Consider the following 25,760-nt stretch of genomic DNA (forward strand, 5'->3'; position numbering starts at 1 on the left):
GAAGGTCGACGCTTTCGAACGCGCTGAGGGCGCCAAGGAAGGCCGCGAGCACAAGAAGGTTATCGAACCTGATCAGATGCGCGAGCTTGCTCTGGCCTGAGTCGGGCTGATCGGTACTATCTGCACCACAAAAGGGCGGCTGGGATTTCTCTCAGTCGCCCTTCTTGCATATTTCCATTCCTCGACTGTCGGTTTTCCATCGTTGACTGTCGGTCTTTCGACATCTTCTGTAGGTTTTCCAACACTGACTGTAGGTTTTCCAACGTTTTTTGTCGGATCTCCTACAGTTAGTGTTCGATTCCCTACAGTCAGTGTTGGAAAACCTACAGTCAAAAGGAGAAAGAGATATCAGAAGGGCAAAAATACTCTTCGTAAGTGTGTAATCGCCAAAGTGGAGCGGTCTTCGGTTTTTCTCCCCGCGCATATCCAGCAATCATCCAGCTACCCTCTTTAGGCTGGGCCTCATGAATGCCAATGTACGGGTGCATGGCCACTTCAATGGCCTGAAGACGACGCTGCTGTTTGCCCTGATGTGGGCCGTCATCATGCTGATTTGGTGGGCTACAGGCGGTAGCCGCGGAACACTGGGCATATACATTCTGATTGGCCTAGCCACCACATTCGTCTCCTACTGGTTCTCGGACAAATTGGCCATCGCTTCGATGGGCGCCCGCGAAGTCAGTGAGCAGGAGGCTCCTGAGATTTACCATATTGTGCGCGAGCTCAGTGCCAAGGCCGGCAAGCCGATGCCGCGCATTTATATTGCCCCCACCATGAGCCCGAATGCATTTGCCACTGGGCGCAATGAGCGTCACGCGGCGGTTTGCTGCACGCAAGGTATTCTGCAGATTTTGAACGCACGCGAATTGCGCGGTGTTCTGGGTCATGAACTGATGCACGTCTATAACCATGACATTCTGACTTCTGCAATCGCCTCCGCTATGGCCACGGTGATTACATATCTTGGCTATTCACTGATGTATTTCGGCGGCGGGCGCGATAGTCGCGATAATAATTCCGGTGGTCTTGGATTGATTGGTGTGCTGGTAAGTGCGATTTTGGCTCCGATTGCTGCTTCGCTGATTCAGATGGCAATCTCCCGTACTCGTGAATACGATGCTGATGAAGATGGCAGTCTGTTGACTGGGGATCCTGAAGCGCTCGCTTCAGCGTTGAATAAGATTTCCTATGGTGCGCAAACCACACCGATGCGCAAAACCGCTGGCACGCAGTCGGTGAGTGCAATGATGATTGCGAACCCGTTCTCCTCTGTCGGTTTCTCTCGCCTGTTCTCTACTCATCCGCCAACTGATCAGCGTATTGCTCGCTTGATGCAGATGGCCCAGGAGATGAACGGCGGTCAGCCCCTAGCCGCGCCATATTCCGTGCATGCTCTGCGATGACTTCTGGCTTCCTTCTCTGAGGGAAGCCGCGTAGCGTGGGAGCAACGCATTAAGTTCTCCAATTCCGTGCTACCATAGCTAACCGTGCGTCATTGCAACTGGTGGTTTTCGGTTGCAAGTCGGGCACACGCGGACGTAGTTCATCGGTAGAATGAAAGCTTCCCAAGCTTTAGAGGCGGGTTCGACTCCCGTCGTCCGCTCCATCAAGAACCGTTGGAAATCCAACGGTTCTTTTGTCTTCCAAGATACGATTGCCCTTTACACAAGCATTTGTAAAACACGCTTTCAACGTGTCAGGGGCGATTCTGTGCTTTTCCCCGCGTATCGTAAAGCGCGATGAGTATTTCCAAGGTTGTTTCACGGCAGCGCAAGTCCACGTCAGCACAGCGCACTCCGACGTTCGAACGCACCCCGCACGACATTTTGGTCGGTGCAGCGCTGGTGCTCGCCGGCGGTACATTATGGGGTGTTAATGCCACAGTGTCCAAGCTGCTTATGGGTACCTATCATGCGGATCCTCTTTGGATTGCTTGCGTACGCGAACTGGCGGCTGGCGTTATTTTCATCGCCTGCTCTGGAGCTTTCACGCCAAAGTTGCTAATCGGTGCGCTCAAAGATCGGGGATCCTATCTCAAGCTGCTCGCCTGCTCGCTTATCTGCGTGCTACTGGTGCAAGTGGCATATCTCAAAGCCATTGACTGGACTAATTCAGGCACTGCCACCGTGTTGCAGAGCCTGAATCTGCTGTTCGTTTTGGCGATTGTTTGCGTCCGAGGGCAGCGATTGCCGCGACTGAAGGAGAGCATTGGCATCGCGCTGGCCTTTGCCGGTACAGTGCTCATCGCAACTGGAGGCGATCTCAGCCAGCTCAGCTTGCCTGCAGCTGGTCTGTTCTGGGGCTTACTTGATGCATTGTGCACGTCGATTATGTCCATTGCGCCGATTGCGATGATGGCTCGATGGGGCAACTTCACCATCAACGGCATTATGTTCGTGGTTTCTGGAGTGGTGCTTTTGCCATTCGTGCGCCCATGGGCAACCGCGCCTTCGTTGGATACGCTCGGTTTGGCGCTGGTTGCGTTCACGATTGTTGGCGGCACTTTCGGCGCCTACTGGCTGTTCTTGGCCGGTACGCAGCGCTGCGGAGCTATGCGCGCCACTATGCTCGGTACCAGTGAACCGGTCACCGCAACCATCACCGGTGTACTGTTCGCGGGCGCTATCTTCACGCCGACCGACTTGGCCGGATTCGCCATGATTCTCATCATGGTGTTCCTAGTGAGGTAATGGTTAGTGCGGTAGTGGCTGATGCGGCAGAAATTTTACCGAGATGTGACCAATCGCACAGCCACCTGTAACCAGCTCGGCACTTGCGCGGGCAGGGTGAGAGCCATAATAAAACCATGACAATTGCTACACCGGAACGTTATGCCGAAATGCTGGATGCCGCACGTCGTGGCGGATACGCTTACCCAGCTATCAATGTGACGAGCTCGCAGACGCTGAACGCTGCGCTGAAGGGCTTTGCTGATGCCGAATCTGATGGCATCATCCAGATTTCTGTGGGCGGTTCAGCATACGTTTCCGGTGCGGGCGTGAATGATCGCGTCACCGGATCGCTGGCTCTGGCTTCATTCGCTCACGTAGTGGCAGAGAAGTACCCGAATATCACCGTGGCGCTGCATACGGATCATTGCGCCAAGCAGTACTTGGACGAATGGGTACGCCCGCTGCTGGCATACGAGGCTGACGAAGTGGCACATGGTAAGGAGCCGACGTTCCAGTCCCACATGTGGGATGGTTCCACCGTGCCGCTCACGGAGAATCTGGATATCGCCGAGGAACTGCTGGAGAAATCTCAGGCGGCACACACGGTTCTGGAGATTGAAATCGGTGCAGTTGGCGGCGAAGAAGACGGCCACTCTGCCGAAATCAATGAAAAGCTGTATTCGACTCCGGAAGATGGTCTGGAAGTGGCTCGCAGGCTGGGGCTGGGGGAGCGTGGCCGATACATGGCTGCGTTCACGTTCGGCAATGTACATGGCGCATACAAGCCCGGTGTGGTGAAGCTACGTCCGGCTCTGCTGGGTGAGATTCAGGCGCGTGTGGCTCGTGCTGTAGCGGAAGGCGAATTGCCGAGCGCTGCCGGTCAAGTGGCCTTCCCGAATGGCAAGCCGTTCGAGCTGGTGTTCCACGGTGGATCTGGCTCGACTCCGGAGGAGATTGCCGAAGCCGTGAGCTATGGCGTTGTCAAGATGAACATTGACACGGATACGCAGTACGCGTTCACTCGTCCGATTGCCGATCACGTGTTCGAGAACTACGACAAGGTTCTGAAGATTGACGGCGAAGTCGGTGAGAAGAAGTTCTACGATCCGCGCTCGTGGGGTCGTAAGGCCGAGGCCGGCATGACTCAGCGTGTGATTGAGGCTTGCCAGCAGCTCGGTTCCGCTGGCAAAGCACTGAAGTAGTAGTACTGTTCGCGCTATATTTCTGCGCTACTGGGGAAGTAACTTTGCGACGCATTCCGGTGATTGCGTCGCAAAGAAAAGGCGGGAAGCAACCGGGAAGCAACTTAGTGCACTAGGCTGCCAACAAGCCAGCCTAAAGTTACGCAGATAATCGGCACCACAATCGTGGTAAGCAAATAGAACGTTGCCATGCCGAAATGACGATTACGAAACAGGGAAACCATTTCGTTAATCGCAGTGGAGAACGTGGAAAAGCCGCCAAGGAATCCAGTCACAAAGAGCAAATACGTTGATTCCGGCACAACTTGCTGTGCATATGCGGCAGCAGCCAACCCTGCACAGAAAGTGGCGATTACATTGATTACAAATGTGGAAAGCGGGAACAGTCGCTTCCACATCTGCTGAATCGACGTGTTCAACACAAAACGAGCAGTGGCTCCGAGGCCACCGCACATGCAGACGAACAGAAAAGTCATCAGTGAGCCTCCCCTGTGGTGAGGTCGCCAGTAAGAGGAATCTCATCGGTGATCGGCGCCGGTTCAAAGGAAGGTTCCGCCATCGAGGCAATCGGAGCAGAAGAAGCTGCAATAGTACTGGATGCTGCTGTGTTTGGTAACGCAGCAGCATGCGCAGTCTGTCCAGAAGAAGAAATTGGCCCAGATTCGCTAGTTGATGCGTCATCAATAGTGCTATTGCCATGAGCAGAAGTACCGTTGCCGGCATCGCGGCCGTCAGCTGTATCGGAACCGCCGACTAGCACTGTTTCACCAACTGTCACATGCCGAACTGCTCCACCTTGAGATTGCTGGCGTTGTAAAGCTTCCGCCGCAAATCGGCCTGTTTTATGCGCTGTCAACATAAGTCCAAGCTGCGCACCACAGGCTGCCATCAACAAGCCTCCAGCAAAGCTGAATAGCAGGTAGAAGATTGCGCCCATTGTATGGCTGACTTGCAGGGAAGTCAGCTCCTCGATTGCCAGAGCAGACAGTGTGGAGAATCCGCCGCACATGCCCATACCCAAGCCGCGGGAAGTGAGCTGGCGTACACGCTTGCGAATCCAGATGGCTTGCGAAAGGTAAGAGGTAAGACCTGCAAAAATGAAGCAGGCCAGCATATTGGCGATGAACGTAGGCAGATGGAATGAATGCCAGAAACCGGCTGGCTGAGCGGTGGCGGGTATAAGAAAACTCAGGCCATAACGCATGGCTGTACCGAGTGTACCGCCGAGAAACACCACGAGATACACCATGCCGTCGGCAAGCGGGTTGAATCGCGCCTGAACCTTTTTGATAGGTGCAAGTGGAATCTTTGGCGGACGTGCGGCCGCAGCAGCACCCTGAGGCTCCGGAGTGGATTGCGCACGCACTTGTGCTGCGGAGATTTCTATAGTGCTAGGCTGCGGCTCGTTGCCGGCGAAATCACCGGCAACGTCAACACTGGCATTATTCGCGGAATCGGACATAAGCCACGTTCTCAGTCAAATAGACGAGTAATCAGCCGAATCGACTCAGTCAATCAGCGAATGCACGGAAATGATGTGATCGCGCTGAGGACCAGTGCCAATGGCGGAGATACGGCAGTTGCTGAGCTCCTCAAGACGCTTCACATAGTCCTGGCAAGTAGCAGGCAGCTCGTCGAATGCGTGGCAGCCGGAGATGTCTTCATCCCAGCCTGGCATGGTCTCGTAGATCGGCTTGGCGGCGGCGAATGCGGCCTGATCGGTCGGCATATCGTCGTAACGCTCGCCGTCCACGTCGTACGCCACGCAGATCGGGATTTCCTTCAAGCCGGTGAGCACGTCGAGCTTGGTGAGCACGATGTCGGTCAGGCCATTGACCTGGGAAGCGTAACGGTTCACCACGGCATCGAACCAGCCGCAGCGACGCGGGCGGCCAGTGGTCACGCCGAATTCGTGACCCTGCTGACGCAGCCATTCGCCGGACTCGTCAAACAGCTCAGTGGGGAATGGGCCCTCGCCCACGCGGGTCACATACGCCTTGGAGACGCCGATCACGCGAGTGATCTTAGTGGGGCCAACGCCGGTACCGGTGCAAGCGCCGCCAGCAGTAGGGTTGGAGGAGGTGACGAACGGATAGGTGCCGTGGTCCACGTCCAGCATGGTGGCCTGAGCGCCCTCGAACAGCACGGTCTTGCCTTCATCGAGTGCCTTGTTCAGAATCAGACCAGTGTTGGCCACGTACGGCTTCAGACGCTCACCGAGCTTCAGCAGCTCTTCGGTGGTCTGGTCCACGTCAATCGGGCGACGGTTGTACAGCTTGACCAGCATCTGATTCTTCTGGTGCAGGCTGGCCTCCACCTTATCGTGCAGATGCTTCTCATTGAACAGATCGTGCACGCGAATGCCAACGCGGTTGATCTTATCCGCATAAGCCGGGCCAATACCACGGCCAGTGGTGCCGATCTTGTGCTTGCCGAGGAAGCGCTCGGTCACCTTATCAAGCGTGCGATGGTAGGGGGCAATAATGTGTGCGGCTTCGCTCACCTTCAGGTGAGAGCAGTCAATGCCGCGAGCCTCAAGGCCATCAATCTCCTCAAACAGCACTTCCGGATCGACCACCACGCCGTTGCCGATCACCGGAGTCAGGTTCGGGTTGATAATGCCGGAAGGCAGCAGGTGCAGTGCGTAGGATTCGTTGCCGACCACCACGCTATGGCCTGCATTATTACCGCCGTTGAAGCGAGCGACGTAATCGACTTTGGTGCCGATCAGATCGGTTGCCTTGCCTTTACCTTCATCGCCCCACTGGGCACCAATCAGAACAATTCCAGGCATGCTTTGCCTCCCCGCTCGCGCAATGCTGATACGTTGCTTATACGTTTTCGCCGGGTCAAGATTACCTTACGGCCTCTACTCGTGGAAAGGCCGGTCTCACGTTATTTCTGTGTAACGAATCGGGCAGACGGTAACGCAAGAGAAACCTCAGCGCAACGGCGCGCGCTGATTGCTCGCCTAGGTTGAAAACCAATCCAGAGAGGACAGTTATATGACAGCCGTAACTTCATCAGTGCGGCGTCATCGACTGGGATTATTGCTGTTACCCGCAATTTTCGCCCTATTGATGGCGCTCAGTATCACTATGCCAAGTCGCGCGTTTGCGGCTGAGGCCGTTTCCACATGTAATCCAACCGCGACGAACGGATGCGTCAACGGCATCCTGCAAGACGCGAACAAACAACCCATCGCCAACGTTGAGCTGAAGCTTTCCGGTAAGGAATCAGCCACCACCACTACCGATGCGCAAGGTAACTGGGCGTTCTCGGTGTCCGCAGACGGCAAATACACCGTCACGATGGACGAGTCGGTGGCCAAGCAATACGGCCTGAAAGCCGCCAGCGCACAAGTTGAAATCGAAAAGAACAGTTTCGATAAGGCTCGCCAAGTAGTCCGATTCGATAAGCCGGCGCCTGCGTCGTCTGATTCCAGTGCCAGCTCAGGTTCCAGTTCTGCAAATGGTTCCGCGGGCAGCTCAGGCTCGAGCTCCAGTTCCAGTTCCAGCGACTCCGCAACCGGCGCCAACGGTTCCGCAGCCGGCGCAAACATCGGCAAACGCGTCTGGCAGCAGTTGTTCTCCGGCATTATTTTCGGCCTGATGCTCGGCTTGATGAGCGTCGGCATGAACCTGGTGTACGGCACTACGGGCCTGAGCTCCTTCTCCCACGGCGAGCAGGTGTCGCTCGGCGGTCTGATGGCCTATGTGGGCACGCAGATTCTGCACTGGCCACTGATTCCGTCCGCCATCTTCGCCGTACTGATCGGCGCGCTCACCGGATGGATTCAAAACGAGCTCATCTGGGCGCCGCTACGCCGCAAACGCGTGGGAACCATGCAGCAGATGATTGTGACCATCGGCCTTTCGATGGCGTTGCAGTACACGTTCCAGTTCTTCTTCGGCGGCGAAATCATGGGCATCACCAAGTCCGTGCCCGCCAGCTTCAATCTGGGCCCGGTCACCACGGATATGCCGACGCTGACTTCCGCTGGCATCGCCATCGTGGTGATTATCGGAGTGAGCTTCTTCCTGTACCGCACACGCCTCGGCCGCGCCACGCGAGCTGTGTCCGACAATGCCGCGCTCGCTGCGGCGTCCGGCATCAATGTGGAGCAGGTGGTGCGCATCGTATGGATTCTCTCCTGCGGCATGGCGGCACTGTCCGGCGTGCTGCTGGGCATCTATTTGAACGGTATCTCATGGAATACCGGCGCAACCCTACTGCTGCTGATGTTCGCGGCAGTCACCCTCGGCGGTCTCGGCACTGCGAACGGCGCGCTCGTCGGCTCCCTGATCATCGGCATCGTGGCGGATATGAGCTCGCTCATCATCCCCAATGACATGCGCTACGCCAGCGCGCTGGCAATTCTTATCATCGTCCTGCTGATTCGTCCGCAGGGCATCTTCGGCAAGCAGCAAAGGGTGGGCTGAGCCATGGATTTTGTAACTATTATTTCCGATACGCTGGGCGAGCTGATTGCCCCGACTACTGCGGCCTATGTGCTGGCCGCAATCGGCCTCAATATTCATTTCGGCATGACAGGTCTGATGAACATGGGCCAGGCGGGATTCATGCTGCTGGGCGCGTATGGATTCGCGGTCACTCAGTCGATGGGCGCGAATCTGTTCGCCTCAGTGTGCGCGGCAATTGCACTCGCGGTGATTTACGCGCTGCTGCTGGGTATTCCAACGCTCAAACTTGGGCCGGATTATCTGGCCATGGTGACTTTGGCGGCTGCTGAAATCATCCGTATTATCGGGCGTTCAACAGCCATGACGAAGATCACAGGCGGCTCTGCAGGCATCTCCCCGCAGGACTTCACCACCCAGTTTGAGGGCACGTCGCCGCTGCCCAATGGAGCCACAACGTTCCTGCTATGGACGTACAACAACAACATTGCGAACTCCTGGTGGTTGCGCATTGTGGCTTGGGTGCTTGTGGCGATTGCCGCGCTTCTGTGCTGGCGCTGGTTCCATTCGCCGTGGGGGCGCGTGCTGAAGGGTATTCGTGAGGATGAGAACGCGATTCGCTCGCTGGGTAAGAACGTCACCACCTATAAAATGCAGGCGCTGATTCTGGGCGGTATTTTCGGTGCGCTCGGCGGCATTATTTTCGTGCTGCCGCGCTCGGTGCAGCCTGATTCGCTCGGCCGCGCAGTGACGTTCTACACATGGACGATTCTGCTGCTCGGCGGTGCGGCCACGATTTTCGGCCCGATTCTGGGCTCCTGCCTGCTGTGGGTGCTGCTCACGTTCGTCAAGGAAGTGATGCGCGGCGCTATCCCAGACACGTTGATTTCCTCGAACCAAGTGGAGTCGCTGGGCTGGGTGATTGTGGGCGTGGCCCTGATGTGCCTCGTGATATTCAGACCGCAAGGCCTCTTGGGAGACCGAAAGGAGCTGGCGTTCAATGCGTGAGAATAATGTTGAAACGACGCGGGAAGCGAAGCCATTCCAAGACCTTGCCAAATGGGCCACCAAAGCGCCCGAAGGCGAGACGCTCATCTCCACGGCGTATAAGGACAAGGTTTCCGAAGACCTGAAGTTCGTGGACAATACGCCCGGCGTGCATAAGCCCGATCCGATTCTGGTGGCGGACCATGTGACCCGCAAATTCGGCGGCATGACCGCAGTGGACGTGAATCATTTCGAAATCGAACGCCACGGCATCACCGCGCTGATCGGCCCGAACGGTGCCGGCAAAACCACGTTCTTCAACCTGATGACCGGCTTCGATACGCCGAACACCGGCGACTGGCGGTTCGACGGGCGAGACATGGCCCATATGCAGCCTGAAAAGGTGGCGCGCATGGGCATGGTCCGCACCTTCCAGCTCACCAAAGTCATGAGCCGACTGACCGTGCTCGACAACATGCTGCTCGGTGCCCCCGTGCAGCCTGGCGAAGGCATGTTCCGTTCGCTGATTCCAGGACTGTGGCGCAAACAAGAGCGGGAAAACATCGAAAAGGCTGAGGCTCTGCTCGAACGATTCTTATTGATTAAGAAGAAGAATGACTTCGCCGGATCGCTCTCCGGCGGTCAGCGCAAATTGCTCGAGATGGCGCGTGCTCTGATGCGTGATCCCAAGCTCGTTATGCTCGACGAGCCAATGGCAGGCGTGAACCCGGCCCTGAAGCAATCATTGCTGGACCACATCATGTCGTTGCGCGAAGAAGGCACCACTGTGCTGTTCGTTGAGCACGACATCAACATGGTTCGCCATATCGCCGACTGGGTCACCGTTATGGCCGAAGGCAAAATCGTGGCCGAAGGGCAGCCCAAGAGCGTGATGAACGATCCCGCTGTCATCGACGCTTACCTCGGCGCACATGCCAACATCGACCTCGGTGACGACGCCGTGCTCGACCTCAAAGAAAGCGAGGAGCACTGATGACTGATATCGAAACCGTTACGCCAGACACCCGCCCGCGCTCAGAAATCCACGTTGGAGAACCGGCCGGCGAGCCACTGCTCGATGCCGTGGATTTAGTCGCCGGCTATCTGCCCGGCGTTAACATTCTGAACGGTGCATCACTCACCCTGCACGAAGGCGAAATCGTCGGCATCATCGGCCCCAACGGAGCCGGCAAATCCACATTGCTCAAATCACTGTTCGGCTTAGTGCACATTCACTCTGGCAAGTTGATTCTCAAAGGCAACGACATCACCAACCTGAGAGCCGACAAACTCGTCTCTCTCGGCGTGGGATTCGTTCCCCAAACAGAGAACGTCTTCCCCTCCCTGACCATCGCCGAAAATCTGCACATGGGCGCCTACCAAGCCCCCAAAAAGTTCAGCGAACGATTCGACTACGTCTGCTCCATCTTCCCCAAGCTGGCGCAGCGCAAAGACCAGCTCGCCGGCTCGCTTTCCGGCGGCGAGAGGCAGATGGTCGCCATGGCCCGCGCCCTCATGATGAACCCGTCTGTGCTGCTACTCGACGAGCCCTCAGCTGGACTCTCCCCAATGCTCCAAGATGAGACCTTCATCCGCGTCCGCCAAGTCAACAAAGCCGGCGTCTCCGTCATCATCGTCGAGCAGAACGCTCGCCGCTGCCTGCAAATCTGCGACCGCGGCTACGTTCTTGATCAAGGCCGCAACGCCTACTCCGGCCGCGGCCGCGATCTGCTGGAAGACCCAAAGGTGATATCGCTGTATCTGGGCAACCTGGAAGAAGAAGTACAAGAAGAAAACAGATGACGGAGCGTATACGCCCTTTCCTCAGCACTCGACGTGCTTAAGCACGCCTTCGGCTTCGGACGGGCGTCTCCGCACGCGTCATCTGCCTTCTTGCAGAAGGTCTTTTCGGCTCCCTCTGACGAGGGAGCTGGCTCGCGTAAGCGAGACTGAGGGAGAGATCAACCTTGGCGCAAGCATGCCCAAAATCACCCTCAAAACCGCATGTTTCCAACAGTTTTCGGGCTTCATCAGCTGGTTACATGCGAACAATCTGCACGAAGCAACCAGCGCTTAGGCTCAGCCACAAGATTCGAGAGCAAGAGGTTACACGCTATCTGATTCTGCTCATCAATAACAACAACAAATCACTGTGCAGCAGCAGATCGCATCTCTCACCAATCTCAATCGAAAAAAACCACTGCCCGAAAGGGAATAGAGAGGATAGGTGGCTTTTATGAACAAGAACATCAAGAAAACGTCGATGGCAATCATCGCAGCTACAGCAGCTGCAGTCATGGCGCTCGCCGGCTGCGGTTCAAGCGGCTCAACATCCGGCGATTCCAGCGCCTCCGCCAAGAAGACCGACACTTTCGTGCTGGGCGGACTGTGGCCTGAAACCGGTTCCCTAGCCTACCTGGCGCCTCCTGAGCTCGCCGCCGAAAAGCTTGCAGTCTCCGACATTAACGCCGCCGGCGGTGTACTCGGCAAAGACGTCACCACCGTGGACGCTGATACTTCCGACGCTGATCACGCCGATCAGAACTCGTCCGCAACCCAATCCGTGATGAGCAAGAACCCGTCGTTCGTGATTGGCCCGGCCTCCAGCTCCGTGGTGAAGAACGTGTACAAGACCATCACATCCGCCAACGTGCCGATGCTCTCCATGGGCGCCACCAGCTCCGACTTCTCCGGCCTGAGCCCATACTTCTTCCGCACTGTGCCGCCGGATTCCGTGCAGGGTGCGGTTCTTGGCCAGGTTATCGCGCAGGATGGCGTCAAGAACCTTGCGGTTGCAGTCTTTAACGATGAATACGGCACCGGTTTGCGTGACACCATCGTCAAAACCGTTGAAGGTGCTGGCGTGAACGTGGTGTATGGCGCCAACGACGCCTTCGATCCGACTGAAACGAACTTCTCCTCGATCGTCACCGCAATCAAGGCTTCCAACCCGGACGCGATCGCCATCGTGGCCTTCGACCAGACCAAGGCATTGGTCAAGGAGCTCGCTTCCCAAGGCGTTGACACCCACAAGCTTTACTTCGTTGATGGCAACACCGCCGACTATTCCAAGGATCTCGACGCCGGTTTGCTGGAAGGTGCCAAGGGCACTATCCCAGGCGTGATGGCATCCGATGACTTCCAGGCGAAGCTCGTCAAGGCGTACGGCAAGGATATTTCCACCTTCACCTATGGCGCTGAAACCTACGATGGCATCATCCTCGCGGCGCTTGCCGCACAGAAGGGCGGTTCCGCAGACGGCGTGACCATTCAGAAGAACATGGCCGCAGTCTCCGGCGCAAACGGCGGCACCGAATGCACCACGTACAAGGATTGCCTCGCCGCGCTGAAGTCCGGCAAGGAAATCAAGTACAAGGGTCTGACCGGCATCGGCCCGTTCAACAAGAACAATGATCCGAGCTCCGCAAACATTGGCGTCTACGTGTTCGACGGCAGCAATGTTCCGAAGTTCGACCACACGCAGGAAGGAAAGGTTCCGACCGCCTGATCGTTGCGCTGATTGTTGAACTGATTCCCGGTTTGAATTAGCTGTTTTGCCGGCAGCATGCTAGGCCTCCGCACGTTTGCGGAGGCCTTTTCGTATGTTGCGGGATATGTTGCGGGGCTGCAGTGTTGCGAGGTGCCTCAGAGCTGCATTCCCCGAATTGCGACGCTGATGGGGCTGTGCGGTGCCGCATTCCGGTGATTGCGTCGCAAAGTGGGTTCTTTGGCGCTGCATTCCCCGAACTGCGTCGCTCAGGAGGCTGGAATGGCCCGTTTCACGTCGCATTTTCCGGAATGTGTTGCGGGACGGCTGGTTTTGCGGCGCATTTTCCGGAATGCGGCAGGAAGGGGCGGTTAGAGGGGAGAGATAGCGATGTCGAACCGGTTCGACACTCCGAGTGAATTGCCATCCGGTTTGTTGCGACGATAGTATCGAACCGGTTCGATACAAAAGGCGCGAGCACCGAACAAAGCCTGAGCCCAGGTGAGACACAATCTCGTAGGGCAACGGTTTCGCAGACTCAGCGGTACAGAGTCTCACCTGTTCGGCGCATAGCCCCCGACACAACACAGGAGTTGCAGTGAAGAACAAAGTCCAACTCATTACTTACGCAGATCGTCTCGGCGACGGCACTATCGCCAGCATGACCGACATTCTGCGCACGCGCTTCAGCGGTATCTACGATGGTGTGCACATCCTGCCTTTCTTCACCCCGTTCGATGGAGCGGACGCTGGCTTCGATCCCATCGACCACACCAAAGTCGATTCACGCCTCGGCTCTTGGGATGACGTTGCCGAGCTTTCCAAAACCCACAACATCATGGTTGATGCCATCGTGAACCACATGAGCTGGGAATCCGCCCAGTTCCAGGACGTGCTCAAGAACGGCGAGGAATCCGAGTATTATCCGATGTTCCTCACCATGAGCTCCGTATTCCCGAACGGCGCCACCGAAGAAGACCTGGCTGGCATCTACCGCCCGCGCCCGGGTCTGCCGTTCACCCACTACAAGTTCGCTGGCAAGACCCGCCTGGTGTGGGTCAGCTTCACCCCGCAGCAAGTGGATATTGATACCGACTCCGACAAGGGTTGGGAATACCTGATGTCCATCTTCGACCAGATGGCCGCCAGCCACGTAAGCTACATCCGCCTTGACGCAGTCGGCTATGGTGCCAAGGAAGCCGGCACCAGCTGCTTCATGACGCCCAAGACCTTCAAGCTCATCTCCCGCCTGCGCGAAGAAGGCGTCAAGCGCGGCCTCGAAATCCTGATTGAGGTGCATAGCTACTACAAGAAGCAGGTGGAAATCGCTTCTAAGGTGGATCGCGTCTATGATTTCGCGCTGCCGCCGCTGCTCCTGCACTCGCTGTTCACCGGTCATGTTGAGCCGGTTGCACACTGGACTGAAATCCGCCCGAACAACGCCGTCACCGTGCTCGATACACACGACGGCATCGGCGTGATCGACATCGGTTCCGACCAGCTCGACCGCAGCCTCAAGGGTCTCGTGCCGGATGAGGACGTGGACAATCTGGTCAACACCATCCACGCCAATACGCACGGCGAATCTCAGGCTGCCACCGGTGCTGCTGCATCCAACTTGGATCTGTACCAGGTCAACAGCACGTACTATTCCGCGCTCGGTTGCAACGATCAGCACTACATTGCCGCTCGCGCCGTGCAATTCTTCCTGCCGGGTGTGCCGCAGGTGTACTACGTGGGCGCGCTCGCTGGCAAGAATGATATGGAACTGCTGTGCAAGACCAACAATGGCCGCGATATCAATCGCCACTATTACTCCACTGCTGAAATTGACGAGAACCTCGCTCGCCCGGTAGTCAAGGCGCTGAACGCTCTGGCTAAGTTCCGCAATGAACTGCCTGCATTCGATGGCGAGTTTAGCTATGAGGTTGATGGTGATACGTCCATTACCTTCCGCTGGGCGGCTGCCGATGGCAAGACCAGCGCTGCGCTGACATTCGAGCCCGGTCGCGGACTTGGGGTTGATAATACAGAGCCGGTCGCAAGCCTGACTTGGACGGATGCTGCGGGCGATCATGAAACCGCCGATTTGCTCAACAATCCGCCAGTGGTGAGCCTCGACTGATTTCATGATGTGTGGGGTGCGCTGTGCTCATCATGCTTCGAGCACAGCGCATTCCCCGGAATGTAGCGTTGCGCGGTCTCTCTTGCGCTGCATTCCTGTAATTGCGTCGCAAAGAGTGCGTTCCACGGTAGGTTTCACGACGCAATTCCGGGAAAGTGGCGCTGGACGGGGTGTCTCGCGACGCATTTCCCGGAATGTGCTGCGATCGGTATGTTCCAGGTATGTTCTGCGCCTTATTCCGGGAAATGCGTCGGTGGGAAGGCCTGAATGCTTGATTTCGCGCCGCATTTCGAGGAATGTGGCGCCAGAGAGTCCGTTTTGCAGCGCATTCCCCGGAATGTGGTGCAGGGGGCTCACTTGGCGTCGCATTTCCCGGAATGCGGCGGAAAAAAGAACCGCCGTGCACCATTCCGGAACGCATTCCCGTGATTACGTCGCTTGGTGGAACGCGTTGCGTGGCGCAATCCCGGGAATGAGGCACTGCATAAACCGCTACCGTCCGACCGCAACTTATCCACATTTGTTGTGCTTAACACGCGAATAATCGGCATTATGTGGATAAGTCGGCCACCGACTGCGCAAATCATCACATTTGCGCACAAAAATAAGCTCTTAAATCCATCAGGTTCGGCCAGCTATACACACAACCGAAAGCTAGAACCACATAGGTCGTTTTCCTTCAATTGTTGGGCGGAAATCAGTTACGCTCGCATCCATGAATAAGCATCCGCGAACTGAAAGACTCCTTGCTTGGGCTGAGCAGCGGCACATGTGCGTCTGGCCGCTTGACCGAGCTGACTATCACCCTCTGCAGCGCCGTGTGCAGTCAGGCGAGCTTGTCATGCCATTCCCGCGATTCTACATTCGCACTGCTCTGTGGGAGCGACTGCCGTACGCCGAACGGATTATGTATGTGCTGCGAACTGCAAGCGCGAAAGATCGCGAATTGACGGTTTGTGGCATTTCGGCGGCGGCAGCTTTGGGCTACACTTCCACTTACTATCAGCAACGCTACATTCATACGGTTGCGCGCAAACAGTCTGAAGCGGGCCGGCATGGGCAGTATATTGCGCACTATATTCCTAATGCGGAGAGCATTATGTCCAATGGTGTACGCACGACCAATCCCATGCGCACCATGTTCGATTGTGCAAGATCACTGGATTTTTCGACTGGGATGACAATCTGCACTATGGGCTTGCGGCTGACTGGCAGCACGGTGCACAGTTTGCAGTCATACTGTGCCGATATGAAGAAGAAGCGTGGATTGCCGCGCGCTCGGTATGTTGCGCAAAATGTTGACCCCGCCTGCACGAATGGCGGAGAGGCAATTGCCTATGCGGCCGGGCTCGAGCTGGGTTTCGCTAAGCCGGAATGCCAGAGGAAATTTATCAATCCGATTGATGGGAATCCGATTTTTGTTGACTTTACTTGGACGCTAGAGGACGGGTCTCTTGTTGTCGGCGAATTGGATGGTCGAGAGAAATACGAGAATCCTGCAATGACGGGAGGTTCTGATGCGGTCGCTGTTACTTTGCGAGAGAAGGAGAGGGAGTCTGGAATTACGCTGAGGGGGATACCTGTAGTGCGTTTTCAGATGTCGCATGTGCGCAACCGACTGCAACTGGAACAGCGGCTTCTCGCCGCGGGTGTGCCGCAGCCTAACAAAGGTATGCCGACGCCGTTCACTGGTTTTGTTTGTAACGAATATTGATGAGTTGATGCTCGCTATGCTGTGCTGCATTCCGGGAAATGCGCCACAGCGGGCATTTTTGCATTTTTCGCTGCGCGACGCATTTCGGGGAATGTAGTACGAATGCGGCAGTTCTGCGCTGTATTCCTGTGATTGCGTCGCGTGGGGTGTATTTCACGGTAGGTTTCACGTCGCATTTCGGGGAATGTAGCGTTGGACGGGGTGCTCTGCGGCGCATTTCAGGGAATGTAGTGAGGATGGTGTCGTTCTGCGCTGCATTCCGGTGATTGCGTCGCTGAGAAGGTCGGGGTGGCTCGTTTTGCGATGCATTCCCCAAATTGCGTCGCCATGGGGTGTGCTGTGCGTCGCATTTCCGGGAATGTGCCGGTGAGAGGGGTGGGGTGGCCTGTTTTGTGATGCATTCTGCGGAATGCGTCGTGAGTGGGCCTTCTGTGCCGCATTCCTGTGATTGCGTCGCGGGTATGGCCGTTTTGTGCTGCATTCCGGGTATTGCGTCGTAAGGGGTGGGTTTCACGGTAGGTTTCACGTCGCATTTCCGGGAATGCGGCGTTGGGAGGGGTGTTTTGCGGCGCATTCCGGGGAATGCGTGAGGGGTTTGTGAGTGGCTATGGGAGAGCTGTGTGGGTGTTCATGTCTCGAACCGGTTCGACACGCCGAGTCGATTAGGTCAAACGATTGACTCCGAGGTATTATCGAACCGGTTCGATGCAGACGACATACGAGTCAACGCAGGAGTTGCACCAACAGACCTTTTAGGTCAGAGACACCGAAAAGTCTCGCCCATCGGAGCTCCCGCAGTTCGCACCACGGTTGCCGCCTTCCGCGATCCGCATAACTACAGACGTCATCGAAGAGTCCTGTAAAACCCACCAGCACAGGGAAGAGAACCATGGAAAACACCATCGAAACGGCAGCAGCGCCAAACGCAGAAGCTGCAGCCGCTGTCAATTCTAACGAGCTTGACAGCTACGGCCGTCGCCCGTCCGTCGTAGACGTATTCCGTCTTGGCGCAGGCTTTACCATCAGCCTTATCATCACCGGCATCGTTTGGGTGTCGCTGTCCTCCATCCTCGTGCCGCAGCTCGTGGATCAGATTGCTCCCGGCCAGCGTGAGGCCTTCATCGGTACCATCAACTCCGTTGGTTCCGTGGTGGCTCTGTTCGCCAACATCATCTTCGGTACCTTCTCTGATTTGACCCGCTCCAAGTGGGGCAAGCGTACGCTGTGGATCATCAGCGGTGGCATTCTCTGCGGCGCTTGCGTGGCCGGCCTGCTCGTCACCAAGTCTCTGCCGCTCATTCTGCTGCTGTGGTGTGGCATGCAGCTGTTCTACAACTGGATGAACGCTCCGTTCGTCGCCACCCTGTCCGACCGCGTGCCGGATAAGTTCCGTGGTTCCGTCTCCTCCTTCATGGGCGCCGGTGGCGTGCTCGGCCAGACCGCAGGTTCCCTGGTCGGTTCTCTGCTTATCAGCAACATCGATCTTGGCTTCACCATTGGTGCTCTGGGCTTCGCCCTCGTCGGCATCATTGTGGTCGGCATCTGGCCTCGCGAGCCCTCCAACGTGGACGAAGAGCGTGAGCCTATCAGCGTGAAGATGGTGCTCAAGGCCTTCATCCCGCCGCACGGCAAGGGTTCCCGCAACTTCTACTACGCTCTGTTCGGCCGCATGATGATGGTCGCCGGCTACCAGATGATTAACGGCTACCTGCTCTACGTGGTCAAGTACTACACCTTCTCCGACTCCGGCTACAACGCCGAACAGCTCAAGACCGCAGCCGCTGGCGTAATCGCTACCATGTCCGTGATCACCATGGTCGTCTCCCTGATTGCAGCCCTCGTCTCCGGCCCGATCTCCGATAAGCTCGGCATGCGTAAGGTTCCGGTTGCTGGTGCTAGCGTCCTGTTCGCCATCGGTGCTGCAATGCCGTGGATCTTCCACAACGCATGGGGCATGTACTTGTTCGCTGCCATCGCCGGCTTCGGCTACGGCGTCTACAACGCCATCGACCAGGCCCTGAACGTCTCCATTCTGCCGAACCCGAAGGAAGCTGGCAAGGATCTGGGTGTGCTCAACATGGCCAACACCCTGTCCACCGTGCTCGGCTCCCTGCTCACCTCTGGTGTGGTTATGGCCACCGGTGGCAACTACGGCCTGGTGTTCCCGGTGTGCATCGTGGTGGTGCTGATCGCAGCCTTCCTCATCATGCGCATCAAGGGCGTCAAGTAATCCGTCGCTGCTTCGGCGGCGAATAAGCAAGCTTCTTTCCGAAGAATTCCCTAAGCAATCGGCTCGCCTCGTTCCCAAAAGGAACCGAAGCGAGCCGATTTTTATTGGCTATTGCTGTGGCTGTGGCTATTGCTGTGACTGTAGCCTTTGCTGTTGTTGTGGGTAGGATTATTCACTTTGGCGGCGCCAGCCCTGAGACCGAGGATATTGGGAGTCAATTCAACGCCATCAAGCGTTAGCGTCAGAACTGATGCTTTATAGCATCTCCGTCAAGACAGCCAGCTTCGGGATCGTACCAGACCGAGTATATGGTGTACCCGTACTCGTCGTCGATGCGCACCTTGACGGCACCCCCCTCGGCAAGGGTAGCGCGCTTTGCACGGCTTAGCTTTTCGCCCATGAACTCGTCGGGCATGTCCATGAAGCTATATCGCGCGAGGCGTCCTTTTTCCTGGTCCCAGTAGACGATGGCAATCGCAGCATTGGAGTTGTCGTAGAACACCGCCGGCTGACCGCGTTCGATGAGAGTGTACGTGTTGAGCTGTTTCGTCGAAAAGCCCATGTAATGGGAGGGGAATTCCTTGGAGAACGTGATATGCCCCGTTTTCGGGTCGCGCAACACGTCAGCGTCTATATCCGCCAAGTAGATGGTCTCGCCCGCATCCAGCTGTTGGAACTCTTCGTCGGTGAGCACATGTCCGGCGAAATCGCGGCGGAACAGCTCGCTGGTCTTCCTGTTCCAGGACAACACTTGCTTGTGCGGTTTGCCGTCCTTGCCTGTCACCTGGATGGTCACGTCGTCGCCAACCGCCAGGTGAAGCCGTTCGGAGTATGTCAAAGGCCTGCCACGGTATTCCAATGGCACATCCACATTGCGCAGCCGACCGGTCTCCGGGTCGAAACGCAGGTCAACGTCATTTCTTCTACCGCGTTGCCGGTAGAAAGGATCGGGGTCGAGCAGTCCTTTGAATGTTATCTTCCTACCTGCCGCCAGCTTCTGCCGTTCGACGGGGGAGAGGGGAGCTCCGCGGAAGTGAGTGGGCACTCCTTTGTAGAACTCCAGCTTGCCGGCTTCCTGATTCCAGACGATGTCGGCGTCGTACGGCTTGCCTTTCTTGCTGACCAGCCCGCTCACGTAGACGATCATGTTGTTGGCGAGGGCGCCGCGTTGCCCCTCGTCCAGCGGGACACCGTGGAAGTGGGTGGGTATGCCTTTGAAGAACTCCACGCGTCCGGTCTGTCGGTTCAAGATGATGTCTGCGGCGTAAAGGTTGCCTGCCTTGGAGACCAAGCCGGTCAAGTACAGCACATAGCCGGCCTGCAACAGTTGCCGCTCCTGCGGCGTGAACGTGTGTCCGAATGCCTGCGCGGGTACCTCCACCGGCTGCTGTGGCTGCTGCTGAGACGCACTAGCACTGGCCTGGGTCTGCTGGGGCCGTTGCGGAACAGCGATTTTAATCAGGGGCGGGGTGCGTGTCTGGGATTGCTGTTGGGATTGTGCCTGGGGCTGCTGCTGTGCGGGTGACTGAAGAGGGTCAGAGGATGTCATGGTGACTCCTTAGTCGTGATTGACATACTACTTCATTCACCAGCATAGGCGGGTGATGGGCAGGGAGCGGCATACGCGATCAATATGCCACCGGGGTACCGGGGCGCCGGGGCGCCGGGATAGGGCCGGCGTAAACTAAACGCATGAAAAAGTAAGCCGCTCGCAATGCACTGAGGCAAAGTGCGTGCGGGCGGTTTTGCGTTGTGCGAGAGAACGAGAGAAAGAGCGAACCATGCTGGAACCATATAAGCGTCCGGGAATTGATGATCGCCCGGATCTTGATAAGGCACTCAGCCCTGAAGATAAGGCTGCAGTAGCCCGCCTGGCCATTAAAAACCGTCGCCGCCCGCCAGAAGCTTCCGCAGATCAGCCGGAAGCACAGGCCGTTCGCCTGGCCGCAGCCAGCACTGCCACTGCAGTCGCCGCCGCTGCCAGCGTAGACGCTCCTGCCCCGGACATGTCTTCCGCATACCTTGATATGCGCGATCCGATGGTCGCATCCAACGGCGAAAAGCCCGACGCCAAGACGGTCAGCCGCCTCAATTGGGGCTTCTTTGCCGCCTCGATGCTGATCGGCGCCCCCTGGATCGCACTGAATGCCGTCGCCTTGCCCAACGCGGTGGCACGCCTGTTCCACTATGACACCGCCGTGCTGCAAGTCACCATCAATCCAGTAACCGGCCGACCCTTCCCGGTGGCCACCGAGCTGGCCATGCCGCTCGCCGTGCTGGTCATCGTCGGCGTTGTGGCCGCAGCGCTGTTCACCCCGCTGGTTTCCGCGCTGTCTGACCGCACGCGCACGCCGTTCGGCCGCCGCACTCCATGGATGGTGACCGGCGGCCTGTTGTGCGCGCTGTTCACCCTGATTTTGGGGCAAGACACCAGCATTGTGGTGATGTGTTTCTTCTGGGCGCTTATGCAGTTCGCTTATGCTATGCTGTCCGCGCCATTGGCCAGCGCCATCAGTGAACGTGTGCCAGACAAGTTCCGCCCGCGCATCGAACGCTGGCATGGCATCGGTGTGATGCTGGCTCAGGCACTTGGTGTACTAGTGGGTGCCTTCGGCGTGATGTTCGACTCCTATTCGCCGTTCATTTATGCGGCTGTACTATTTGCGATTTCCGGCATTGCTTCGGTGCTGATTCTGCCGCGCGAACCTTCCAGCACTGAACAACCTCGCCAACAGTTCAACGGCAGTCAAGTATTGGATCAGTTGCGCCCTCCAACTGGTGCTCCAGCCTTTGCGCGCGTATTCGCCGCCCGCGCTTGCATGATGACCGGTGTCGGCCTGACCAGCGTCTTTCTCTGGTATCTTGTGCGCTTCTGGGTGTACGGCAAAGCCGTGCAACTCACCTCCGCGCCGCTGACCATTCCGGCCGGCTTCCTGATTTGCGCTATGGCCATCGCAACCCTGATCGGCGCTGCGCTCGCATCATGGTCGGCAGCCCCCATTTCTGAAGCAATTGAAGCCCGCGGCATTCGCACGTCTGTTGTAGTGGCCGCCGCATGCCTGACCTATGCTGTTGGTCTTGGCCTCGCTTGGGGGCTTGGCGTATGGTCCACCGGCACAGCGCGCGAAAACGGCATGATTCTGTTCGCGCTGATTTCCGGATTCGCATTCGGTATTTATGATGCGCTTGGTCTGGAGCTGGTAATGGATGCGCTGCCCGACCCGCGCAATGCCGGCCATGACCTTGGCGTCTATGCGCTCGCCAACTCCGCTGGGCTGGGGCTTGCCGCGATTATCGGTGCGTTGCTGGTCAATGCGTTCGCGCACTCGTTCGGATACTATCTGCTCTTCCCAGCCGGTATTGTCATGGTGCTGCTCGCTGGCATCGTAACACTGCTGGGCGCAGAAAAAATCGAAGAAATCAGCGAATAATACTCGGCAGTAAAACCGGTTCGAGTACACTGGTCTCCAGTGCGAATATGCGGGGGTGTGCAGCAGATGCACGCCCCCGTTTGCGTATCGTGTGGGATACCAGCAATGATGCGCATCTCAAGGGCAGACGAACCGATGGAGGCGAGAACATATGGTTGGCATGCGTGACGTAGCCAAACAGGCAGGAGTGTCGGTAAGCACGGTCTCTCTGGTGGTTAATAATGCCGGCTACGTTTCGGACGACATGCGCGCCAAAGTCGAAGCGGCCATGCAGTCGCTCAACTACATTCCCAACGAACTGGCCCGCAACCTGTACCGCAATCGTACAAATACCATCGGCGTTATCGTGCCGACTATTCTGCATCCATTTTTTGCCACCCTCACCGCGCATTTGCAGCGCGAATTCGCTTCGCGCGGTCTCAAAACATTGCTCTGCTCTACTGCCGACGCTGCCACTGGCGAAAGCGAATACGTGAACATGTTGCAGCGGCACATGATGGACGGCATTATTATGGCCGCGCACACCGAGCATCAGCCTGATTACTGGACGTCGATTCACCGCCCAATCGTGGCCTTCGATCGTATTCTTGGAGCCGGTGTGCCGGCCGTGCACTCCGATCATGAGACAGGTGGCCGCATCATCGCGCGGCAGCTGATTGATTCCGGTGCGCGTCACGTAGTCCTCGTCGGTGGCCCGCGCTCGCAGTTCACCAAAAGCACGACGTTCCTCACGGTTCGCTATCACCTCACTGTGGAGCAGATGCTGGCTGACGCGGGCATTGCCTGCGATTATGTGGAAGCAGGTTCCGTGACTGATGTGGTAGCTCATGAAGCTACTGCTGCCGCGATTTTCGAACGATATCCTGACGTCGATGCCATAGTCGGTTCTGATGTGGTGGCTGCGGTCGCGCTGCAGGAAGCCGAGCGCCGCGGTATCGATGTGCCGGGCAGTCTGCAAATTATTGCGTACGATGGCACGATGGCTGCCGAACTGGCAGGAAAGCGACTGACTGTTGTGCGGCAGGATTTTCCCGCGATTGCAGCGGCACTGGCCGATCAGATGGATCAGCAGATTGAGGCTGCGAACAAGCCGGCAGGTAAGTCTGCAAGTAAACAATCTGATGGTGCAGTCCAGGCTGAAAGGACTGAGGATTCCGCCGATTCTGCTGATTCTGTTGATTCTGGGCAGTTGGGAATAGTCATTCCTGTGACCTTCGTGCCCGGCGAAACTACTCGCTAGCCTGCAGTTTTGTGATGGGATACCCCTCAGTCGGCTTCGCCGCCAGCTCCCCTGGCAAGGGGAGCCATACAAAGCGACGATATCCAATTACGCCTGTCCACAATGTGAACCTTTGCTGGATTGGCGAGCAAAGCGAACCTATCTTAACTTTCCAGTTCGGGTCAAACGGACCCGTGAAATACCGAAAGGAGGCCACGCGATGACTGGATTCAATGCTTCTGCGTTTGTATCCGCACGAATTATTAGCCCGTCTTCGCTGGCGGACTAATTCGGCATGATGCTTGAAGCCCCGCCAACGAAGGCAGGGCCAATCAAGCTGACACAATCGGTAAGGCCCTGCAAGTTGCGGGGCTTTTTTGTTGCGCTCACAAGGCTTACAGCAAACCCCGCGAGACGGGAACAGCAAGCAATACAAGCAACAACATAAGCCACGTAACACAATGTGGAGCACAGTGTGAAACACATTGTGAAACGATCGCCCCGCAAGTTGGGTTGTTTATGCAGGGCGAAAACCAACAGGAGCAATAATGACTGCAGCTCTCGAAGAGAACGGTCTGGAACAGGCGGCTGGCGTGGCCAGCGCGGCAGCGGGCAAAGCGGCTGCCATGGTTCGTGATTCGGTCAAGACCGTAATCGCTGCCTCGATGGTCGGCACTGCCATCGAATTCTATGATTTCTACGCTTACGGTACTGCCGCGGCAAACTACTTCCCGCACATCTTCTTCTCTGACAAGGCCAACCCAACCGTGGCCCTGCTGATGAGCCTTTTGACATTCGCCATCGCCTTCATCGCCCGTCCGCTGGGCTCGCTGGTCTTCGGTCACTTCGGTGATCGTATGGGCCGCAAGACCACGCTGGTTGTTTCCCTGATGACCATGGGCGTTGGCACCTTCCTGATCGGCTGCCTGCCGACCTACGATCAGGCTGGCGTGTTCGCAGTCGCCATCCTCTGCCTCCTGCGCTTCGTGCAGGGCATCGGCCTGGGTGGTGAATGGTCTGGCGCAGCACTGGTCGCCACCGAGAACGCACCTGAAAACAAGCGTGCACTGTACGGCTCCTTCCCGGAGCTCGGCGCGCCGATCGGATTTTTCCTGTCCAACGGCACCTACTTCGTGCTGGAATCCTTCAACGATCAGGACGCCATGCTGTCCTGGGGTTGGCGCGTGCCGTTCCTGCTCTCCGCAGTACTGGTGATCATCGGCCTGGTGGTCCGCGTTCATATGGAGGAGACCCCGATCTTCCGTATGGCTCAGGAGCAGAAGAAGGTTGTGAAGTCCCCGCTGACCGAGGTCTTCCGCAAGTCTTGGCGTCAGGTGCTGCAGGCTACCTTCCTTGTGGCTGTGACTTACACGCTGTTCTACACGCTCGCTACTTGGTCCCTCGCGTGGGGCACCAAGGATGTTGCGGACGGCGGCGGCAACCTGGGCTTCACCAACCAGGAATACCTGCTCATGCTCATGATCTCCATCTGCGTGTTCGCCCTGTTCATCGTGCTGTCTTGCCTGTACGCGGATAAGATCGGTCGCCGTCGCGTGCTGACCTTCTCTTCCTGCGCACTCGTGGTCTTCGCTCTGCTGTTCCCGTTCCTGCTGGACGGTCAGCTCGTGGGCCAGAAGAACTTCGCCGCCAACTTGGCCTTCCTGTGCATCGGCTTCGCGCTGATGGGCATCGCCTTCGGTCCGATCGGTGCCTTCCTGCCTGAACTGTTCGACGCCAACGTGCGCTACTCCGGCTCCGGCATCGGCTACAACCTGGCCGCCATCGTTGGTGCTGCCTTCGTGCCGACCATCGCCACATGGCTGTCCCACAACTGGGGCGTCCACTCCGTAGGCCTCTACCTCGGCGTGATGGCCGTGTGCTGCCTGGTCGCCGTGATGACCTGCCGTGAGACAAAGGACGTGGACTTTACCAAGTAAAGTCCACGGCTGGTTTCCGGCTTCGCGATTGCCTATAAGTTGCAATCGCTCACTTCGCCTACGAAAGCCCACTGGGCTTTCGCTTAACGGCTCAGCACGGACGTTGATTTCACGAAGTAGCCGCTTCCTTGGCTCCCCTTGTCAGGGGAGCTGGCTCGCGAAGCGAGTCTGAGGGGTAGTCATACACCATGCAGTTTCTGAATGAAACTACCCCTCAGTCACTCCGTGACAGCTCCCCTGACAAGGGGAGCCCAAGTTCCGAAAAACAACGTGTCACGTTGTGAAAATCTTTGATTCCACAACGTGAACCCCCTGAGGACTTTTCCAAAAGAACA

At 57.1% G+C, this 25,760-nt stretch carries 18 protein-coding genes and 1 tRNA gene; 15 read left to right on the forward strand and 4 right to left on the reverse strand.

The features are described from left to right. Nucleotides 1–464: 464 nt before the first annotated feature. From htpX to fbaA, 4 genes are all read left to right on the forward strand, one after another. On the forward strand, nt 465–1,403 hold the full coding sequence (htpX, locus tag Tam1G_RS10540; protein WP_101626486.1) for a zinc metalloprotease HtpX: 939 nt from the start codon (nt 465–467) through the stop codon (nt 1,401–1,403). A gap of 129 nt (nt 1,404–1,532) precedes the next feature. Next, a tRNA-Gly gene (locus Tam1G_RS10545) sits at nt 1,533–1,606 on the forward strand. A gap of 133 nt (nt 1,607–1,739) precedes the next feature. Continuing rightward, complete coding sequence (locus tag Tam1G_RS10550) at nt 1,740–2,690, forward strand: DMT family transporter (RefSeq protein ID WP_101626487.1); 951 nt, start codon at nt 1,740–1,742, stop codon at nt 2,688–2,690. A 116-nt stretch (nt 2,691–2,806) separates the two neighbouring features. After that, nucleotides 2,807–3,874, forward strand: a complete 1,068-nt coding sequence (gene fbaA, locus Tam1G_RS10555) for a class II fructose-bisphosphate aldolase (protein WP_101626488.1) — start codon at nt 2,807–2,809, stop codon at nt 3,872–3,874. Nucleotides 3,875–3,978: 104 nt separating this feature from the next. On the opposite strand, the gene Tam1G_RS10560 is transcribed toward fbaA, so the two are convergent. The 3 genes from Tam1G_RS10560 to Tam1G_RS10570 are packed head-to-tail and all read right to left on the reverse strand — an operon-like array spanning nt 3,979 to nt 6,668. Then, a complete protein-coding gene (locus tag Tam1G_RS10560) occupies nt 3,979–4,350 on the reverse strand; it encodes a fluoride efflux transporter FluC (RefSeq protein ID WP_165781991.1) in 372 nt (123 codons plus the stop codon). Then, nucleotides 4,350–5,336 carry a fluoride efflux transporter FluC gene (locus Tam1G_RS10565; protein WP_101626490.1) on the reverse strand — a complete coding sequence of 329 codons (987 nt, stop codon included), beginning with the start codon at nt 5,334–5,336 and terminating at the stop codon, nt 4,350–4,352. Before Tam1G_RS10565 ends, Tam1G_RS10560 begins: the two co-directional genes overlap by 1 nt. A gap of 45 nt (nt 5,337–5,381) precedes the next feature. After that, the gene (locus tag Tam1G_RS10570) at nt 5,382–6,668 is read right to left on the reverse strand and encodes an adenylosuccinate synthase (protein WP_101626491.1); all 1,287 of its coding nucleotides are present in this window, start codon (nt 6,666–6,668) and stop codon (nt 5,382–5,384) included. Between the two features lie 211 nt (nt 6,669–6,879). Here Tam1G_RS10570 and Tam1G_RS10575 point away from each other — a divergent pair, with 211 nt between their 5' ends. The 8 genes from Tam1G_RS10575 (at nt 6,880) to Tam1G_RS10610 (ending at nt 18,838) form a co-directional block, all read left to right on the forward strand. Continuing rightward, nucleotides 6,880–8,316 carry an ABC transporter permease subunit gene (locus Tam1G_RS10575; RefSeq protein WP_101626492.1) on the forward strand — a complete coding sequence of 479 codons (1,437 nt, stop codon included), beginning with the start codon at nt 6,880–6,882 and terminating at the stop codon, nt 8,314–8,316. 3 nt (nt 8,317–8,319) lie between these two features. Beyond that, entirely contained in the window at nt 8,320–9,303 is a 984-nt protein-coding gene (locus Tam1G_RS10580; protein WP_101626493.1) for a branched-chain amino acid ABC transporter permease, read from the forward strand. Continuing rightward, on the forward strand, nt 9,296–10,276 hold the full coding sequence (locus Tam1G_RS10585) for an ABC transporter ATP-binding protein (protein WP_101626494.1): 981 nt from the start codon (nt 9,296–9,298) through the stop codon (nt 10,274–10,276). The genes Tam1G_RS10580 and Tam1G_RS10585 overlap by 8 nt, the downstream gene beginning before the upstream one ends. Continuing rightward, entirely contained in the window at nt 10,276–11,085 is an 810-nt protein-coding gene (locus Tam1G_RS10590; protein WP_101626495.1) for an ABC transporter ATP-binding protein, read from the forward strand. The genes Tam1G_RS10585 and Tam1G_RS10590 overlap by 1 nt, the downstream gene beginning before the upstream one ends. Before the next feature lie 433 nt (nt 11,086–11,518). Then, a complete protein-coding gene (locus tag Tam1G_RS10595) occupies nt 11,519–12,790 on the forward strand; it encodes an ABC transporter substrate-binding protein (protein ID WP_242689693.1) in 1,272 nt (423 codons plus the stop codon). 577 nt (nt 12,791–13,367) lie between these two features. Further along, nucleotides 13,368–14,894 (forward strand): sucrose phosphorylase, encoded by a 1,527-nt coding sequence (gene gtfA / locus Tam1G_RS10600; protein WP_101626496.1) that lies wholly within the window; start codon nt 13,368–13,370, stop codon nt 14,892–14,894. A 715-nt stretch (nt 14,895–15,609) separates the two neighbouring features. Next, nucleotides 15,610–16,608 carry a hypothetical protein gene (locus Tam1G_RS10605; RefSeq protein WP_165781992.1) on the forward strand — a complete coding sequence of 333 codons (999 nt, stop codon included), beginning with the start codon at nt 15,610–15,612 and terminating at the stop codon, nt 16,606–16,608. Nucleotides 16,609–17,497: 889 nt separating this feature from the next. Beyond that, the gene (locus tag Tam1G_RS10610) at nt 17,498–18,838 is read left to right on the forward strand and encodes an MFS transporter (RefSeq protein ID WP_101626498.1); all 1,341 of its coding nucleotides are present in this window, start codon (nt 17,498–17,500) and stop codon (nt 18,836–18,838) included. A gap of 241 nt (nt 18,839–19,079) precedes the next feature. On the opposite strand, the gene Tam1G_RS10615 is transcribed toward Tam1G_RS10610, so the two are convergent. Next, nucleotides 19,080–20,387, reverse strand: a complete 1,308-nt coding sequence (locus Tam1G_RS10615; RefSeq protein ID WP_101626499.1) for a DUF3945 domain-containing protein — start codon at nt 20,385–20,387, stop codon at nt 19,080–19,082. A gap of 232 nt (nt 20,388–20,619) precedes the next feature. On the opposite strand from Tam1G_RS10615, the gene Tam1G_RS10620 reads away from it, so the two are divergent. From Tam1G_RS10620 to Tam1G_RS10630, 3 genes are all read left to right on the forward strand, one after another. Further along, complete coding sequence (locus tag Tam1G_RS10620; RefSeq protein WP_101626500.1) at nt 20,620–22,269, forward strand: MFS transporter; 1,650 nt, start codon at nt 20,620–20,622, stop codon at nt 22,267–22,269. Nucleotides 22,270–22,420: 151 nt separating this feature from the next. Further along, nucleotides 22,421–23,509: a LacI family DNA-binding transcriptional regulator gene (locus Tam1G_RS10625; protein WP_101626501.1), complete on the forward strand. Its 1,089-nt coding sequence runs from the start codon at nt 22,421–22,423 to the stop codon at nt 23,507–23,509. A 527-nt stretch (nt 23,510–24,036) separates the two neighbouring features. Next, a complete protein-coding gene (locus Tam1G_RS10630; protein WP_165781993.1) occupies nt 24,037–25,425 on the forward strand; it encodes an MFS transporter in 1,389 nt (462 codons plus the stop codon). Nucleotides 25,426–25,760: the final 335 nt, after the last annotated feature.

Origin of the sequence: Bifidobacterium imperatoris, assembly GCF_002860405.1 — a bacterium.
Classification (GTDB): domain Bacteria; phylum Actinomycetota; class Actinomycetes; order Actinomycetales; family Bifidobacteriaceae; genus Bifidobacterium; species Bifidobacterium imperatoris.

Coding starts and splice junctions, on each gene's coding strand:
- htpX (WP_101626486.1), top strand. CDS start 465: ATGAATGCCAATGTACGGGTGCATGGCCACTTCAATGGCCTGAAGACG.
- Tam1G_RS10550 (WP_101626487.1), top strand. CDS start 1,740: ATGAGTATTTCCAAGGTTGTTTCACGGCAGCGCAAGTCCACGTCAGCA.
- fbaA (WP_101626488.1), top strand. CDS start 2,807: ATGACAATTGCTACACCGGAACGTTATGCCGAAATGCTGGATGCCGCA.
- Tam1G_RS10560 (WP_165781991.1), bottom strand. CDS start 4,350: ATGACTTTTCTGTTCGTCTGCATGTGCGGTGGCCTCGGAGCCACTGCT.
- Tam1G_RS10565 (WP_101626490.1), bottom strand. CDS start 5,336: ATGTCCGATTCCGCGAATAATGCCAGTGTTGACGTTGCCGGTGATTTC.
- Tam1G_RS10570 (WP_101626491.1), bottom strand. CDS start 6,668: ATGCCTGGAATTGTTCTGATTGGTGCCCAGTGGGGCGATGAAGGTAAA.
- Tam1G_RS10575 (WP_101626492.1), top strand. CDS start 6,880: ATGACAGCCGTAACTTCATCAGTGCGGCGTCATCGACTGGGATTATTG.
- Tam1G_RS10580 (WP_101626493.1), top strand. CDS start 8,320: ATGGATTTTGTAACTATTATTTCCGATACGCTGGGCGAGCTGATTGCC.
- Tam1G_RS10585 (WP_101626494.1), top strand. CDS start 9,296: ATGCGTGAGAATAATGTTGAAACGACGCGGGAAGCGAAGCCATTCCAA.
- Tam1G_RS10590 (WP_101626495.1), top strand. CDS start 10,276: ATGACTGATATCGAAACCGTTACGCCAGACACCCGCCCGCGCTCAGAA.
- Tam1G_RS10595 (WP_242689693.1), top strand. CDS start 11,519: ATGAACAAGAACATCAAGAAAACGTCGATGGCAATCATCGCAGCTACA.
- Tam1G_RS10605 (WP_165781992.1), top strand. CDS start 15,610: ATGAATAAGCATCCGCGAACTGAAAGACTCCTTGCTTGGGCTGAGCAG.
- Tam1G_RS10610 (WP_101626498.1), top strand. CDS start 17,498: ATGGAAAACACCATCGAAACGGCAGCAGCGCCAAACGCAGAAGCTGCA.
- Tam1G_RS10615 (WP_101626499.1), bottom strand. CDS start 20,387: ATGACATCCTCTGACCCTCTTCAGTCACCCGCACAGCAGCAGCCCCAG.
- Tam1G_RS10620 (WP_101626500.1), top strand. CDS start 20,620: ATGCTGGAACCATATAAGCGTCCGGGAATTGATGATCGCCCGGATCTT.
- Tam1G_RS10625 (WP_101626501.1), top strand. CDS start 22,421: ATGGTTGGCATGCGTGACGTAGCCAAACAGGCAGGAGTGTCGGTAAGC.
- Tam1G_RS10630 (WP_165781993.1), top strand. CDS start 24,037: ATGACTGCAGCTCTCGAAGAGAACGGTCTGGAACAGGCGGCTGGCGTG.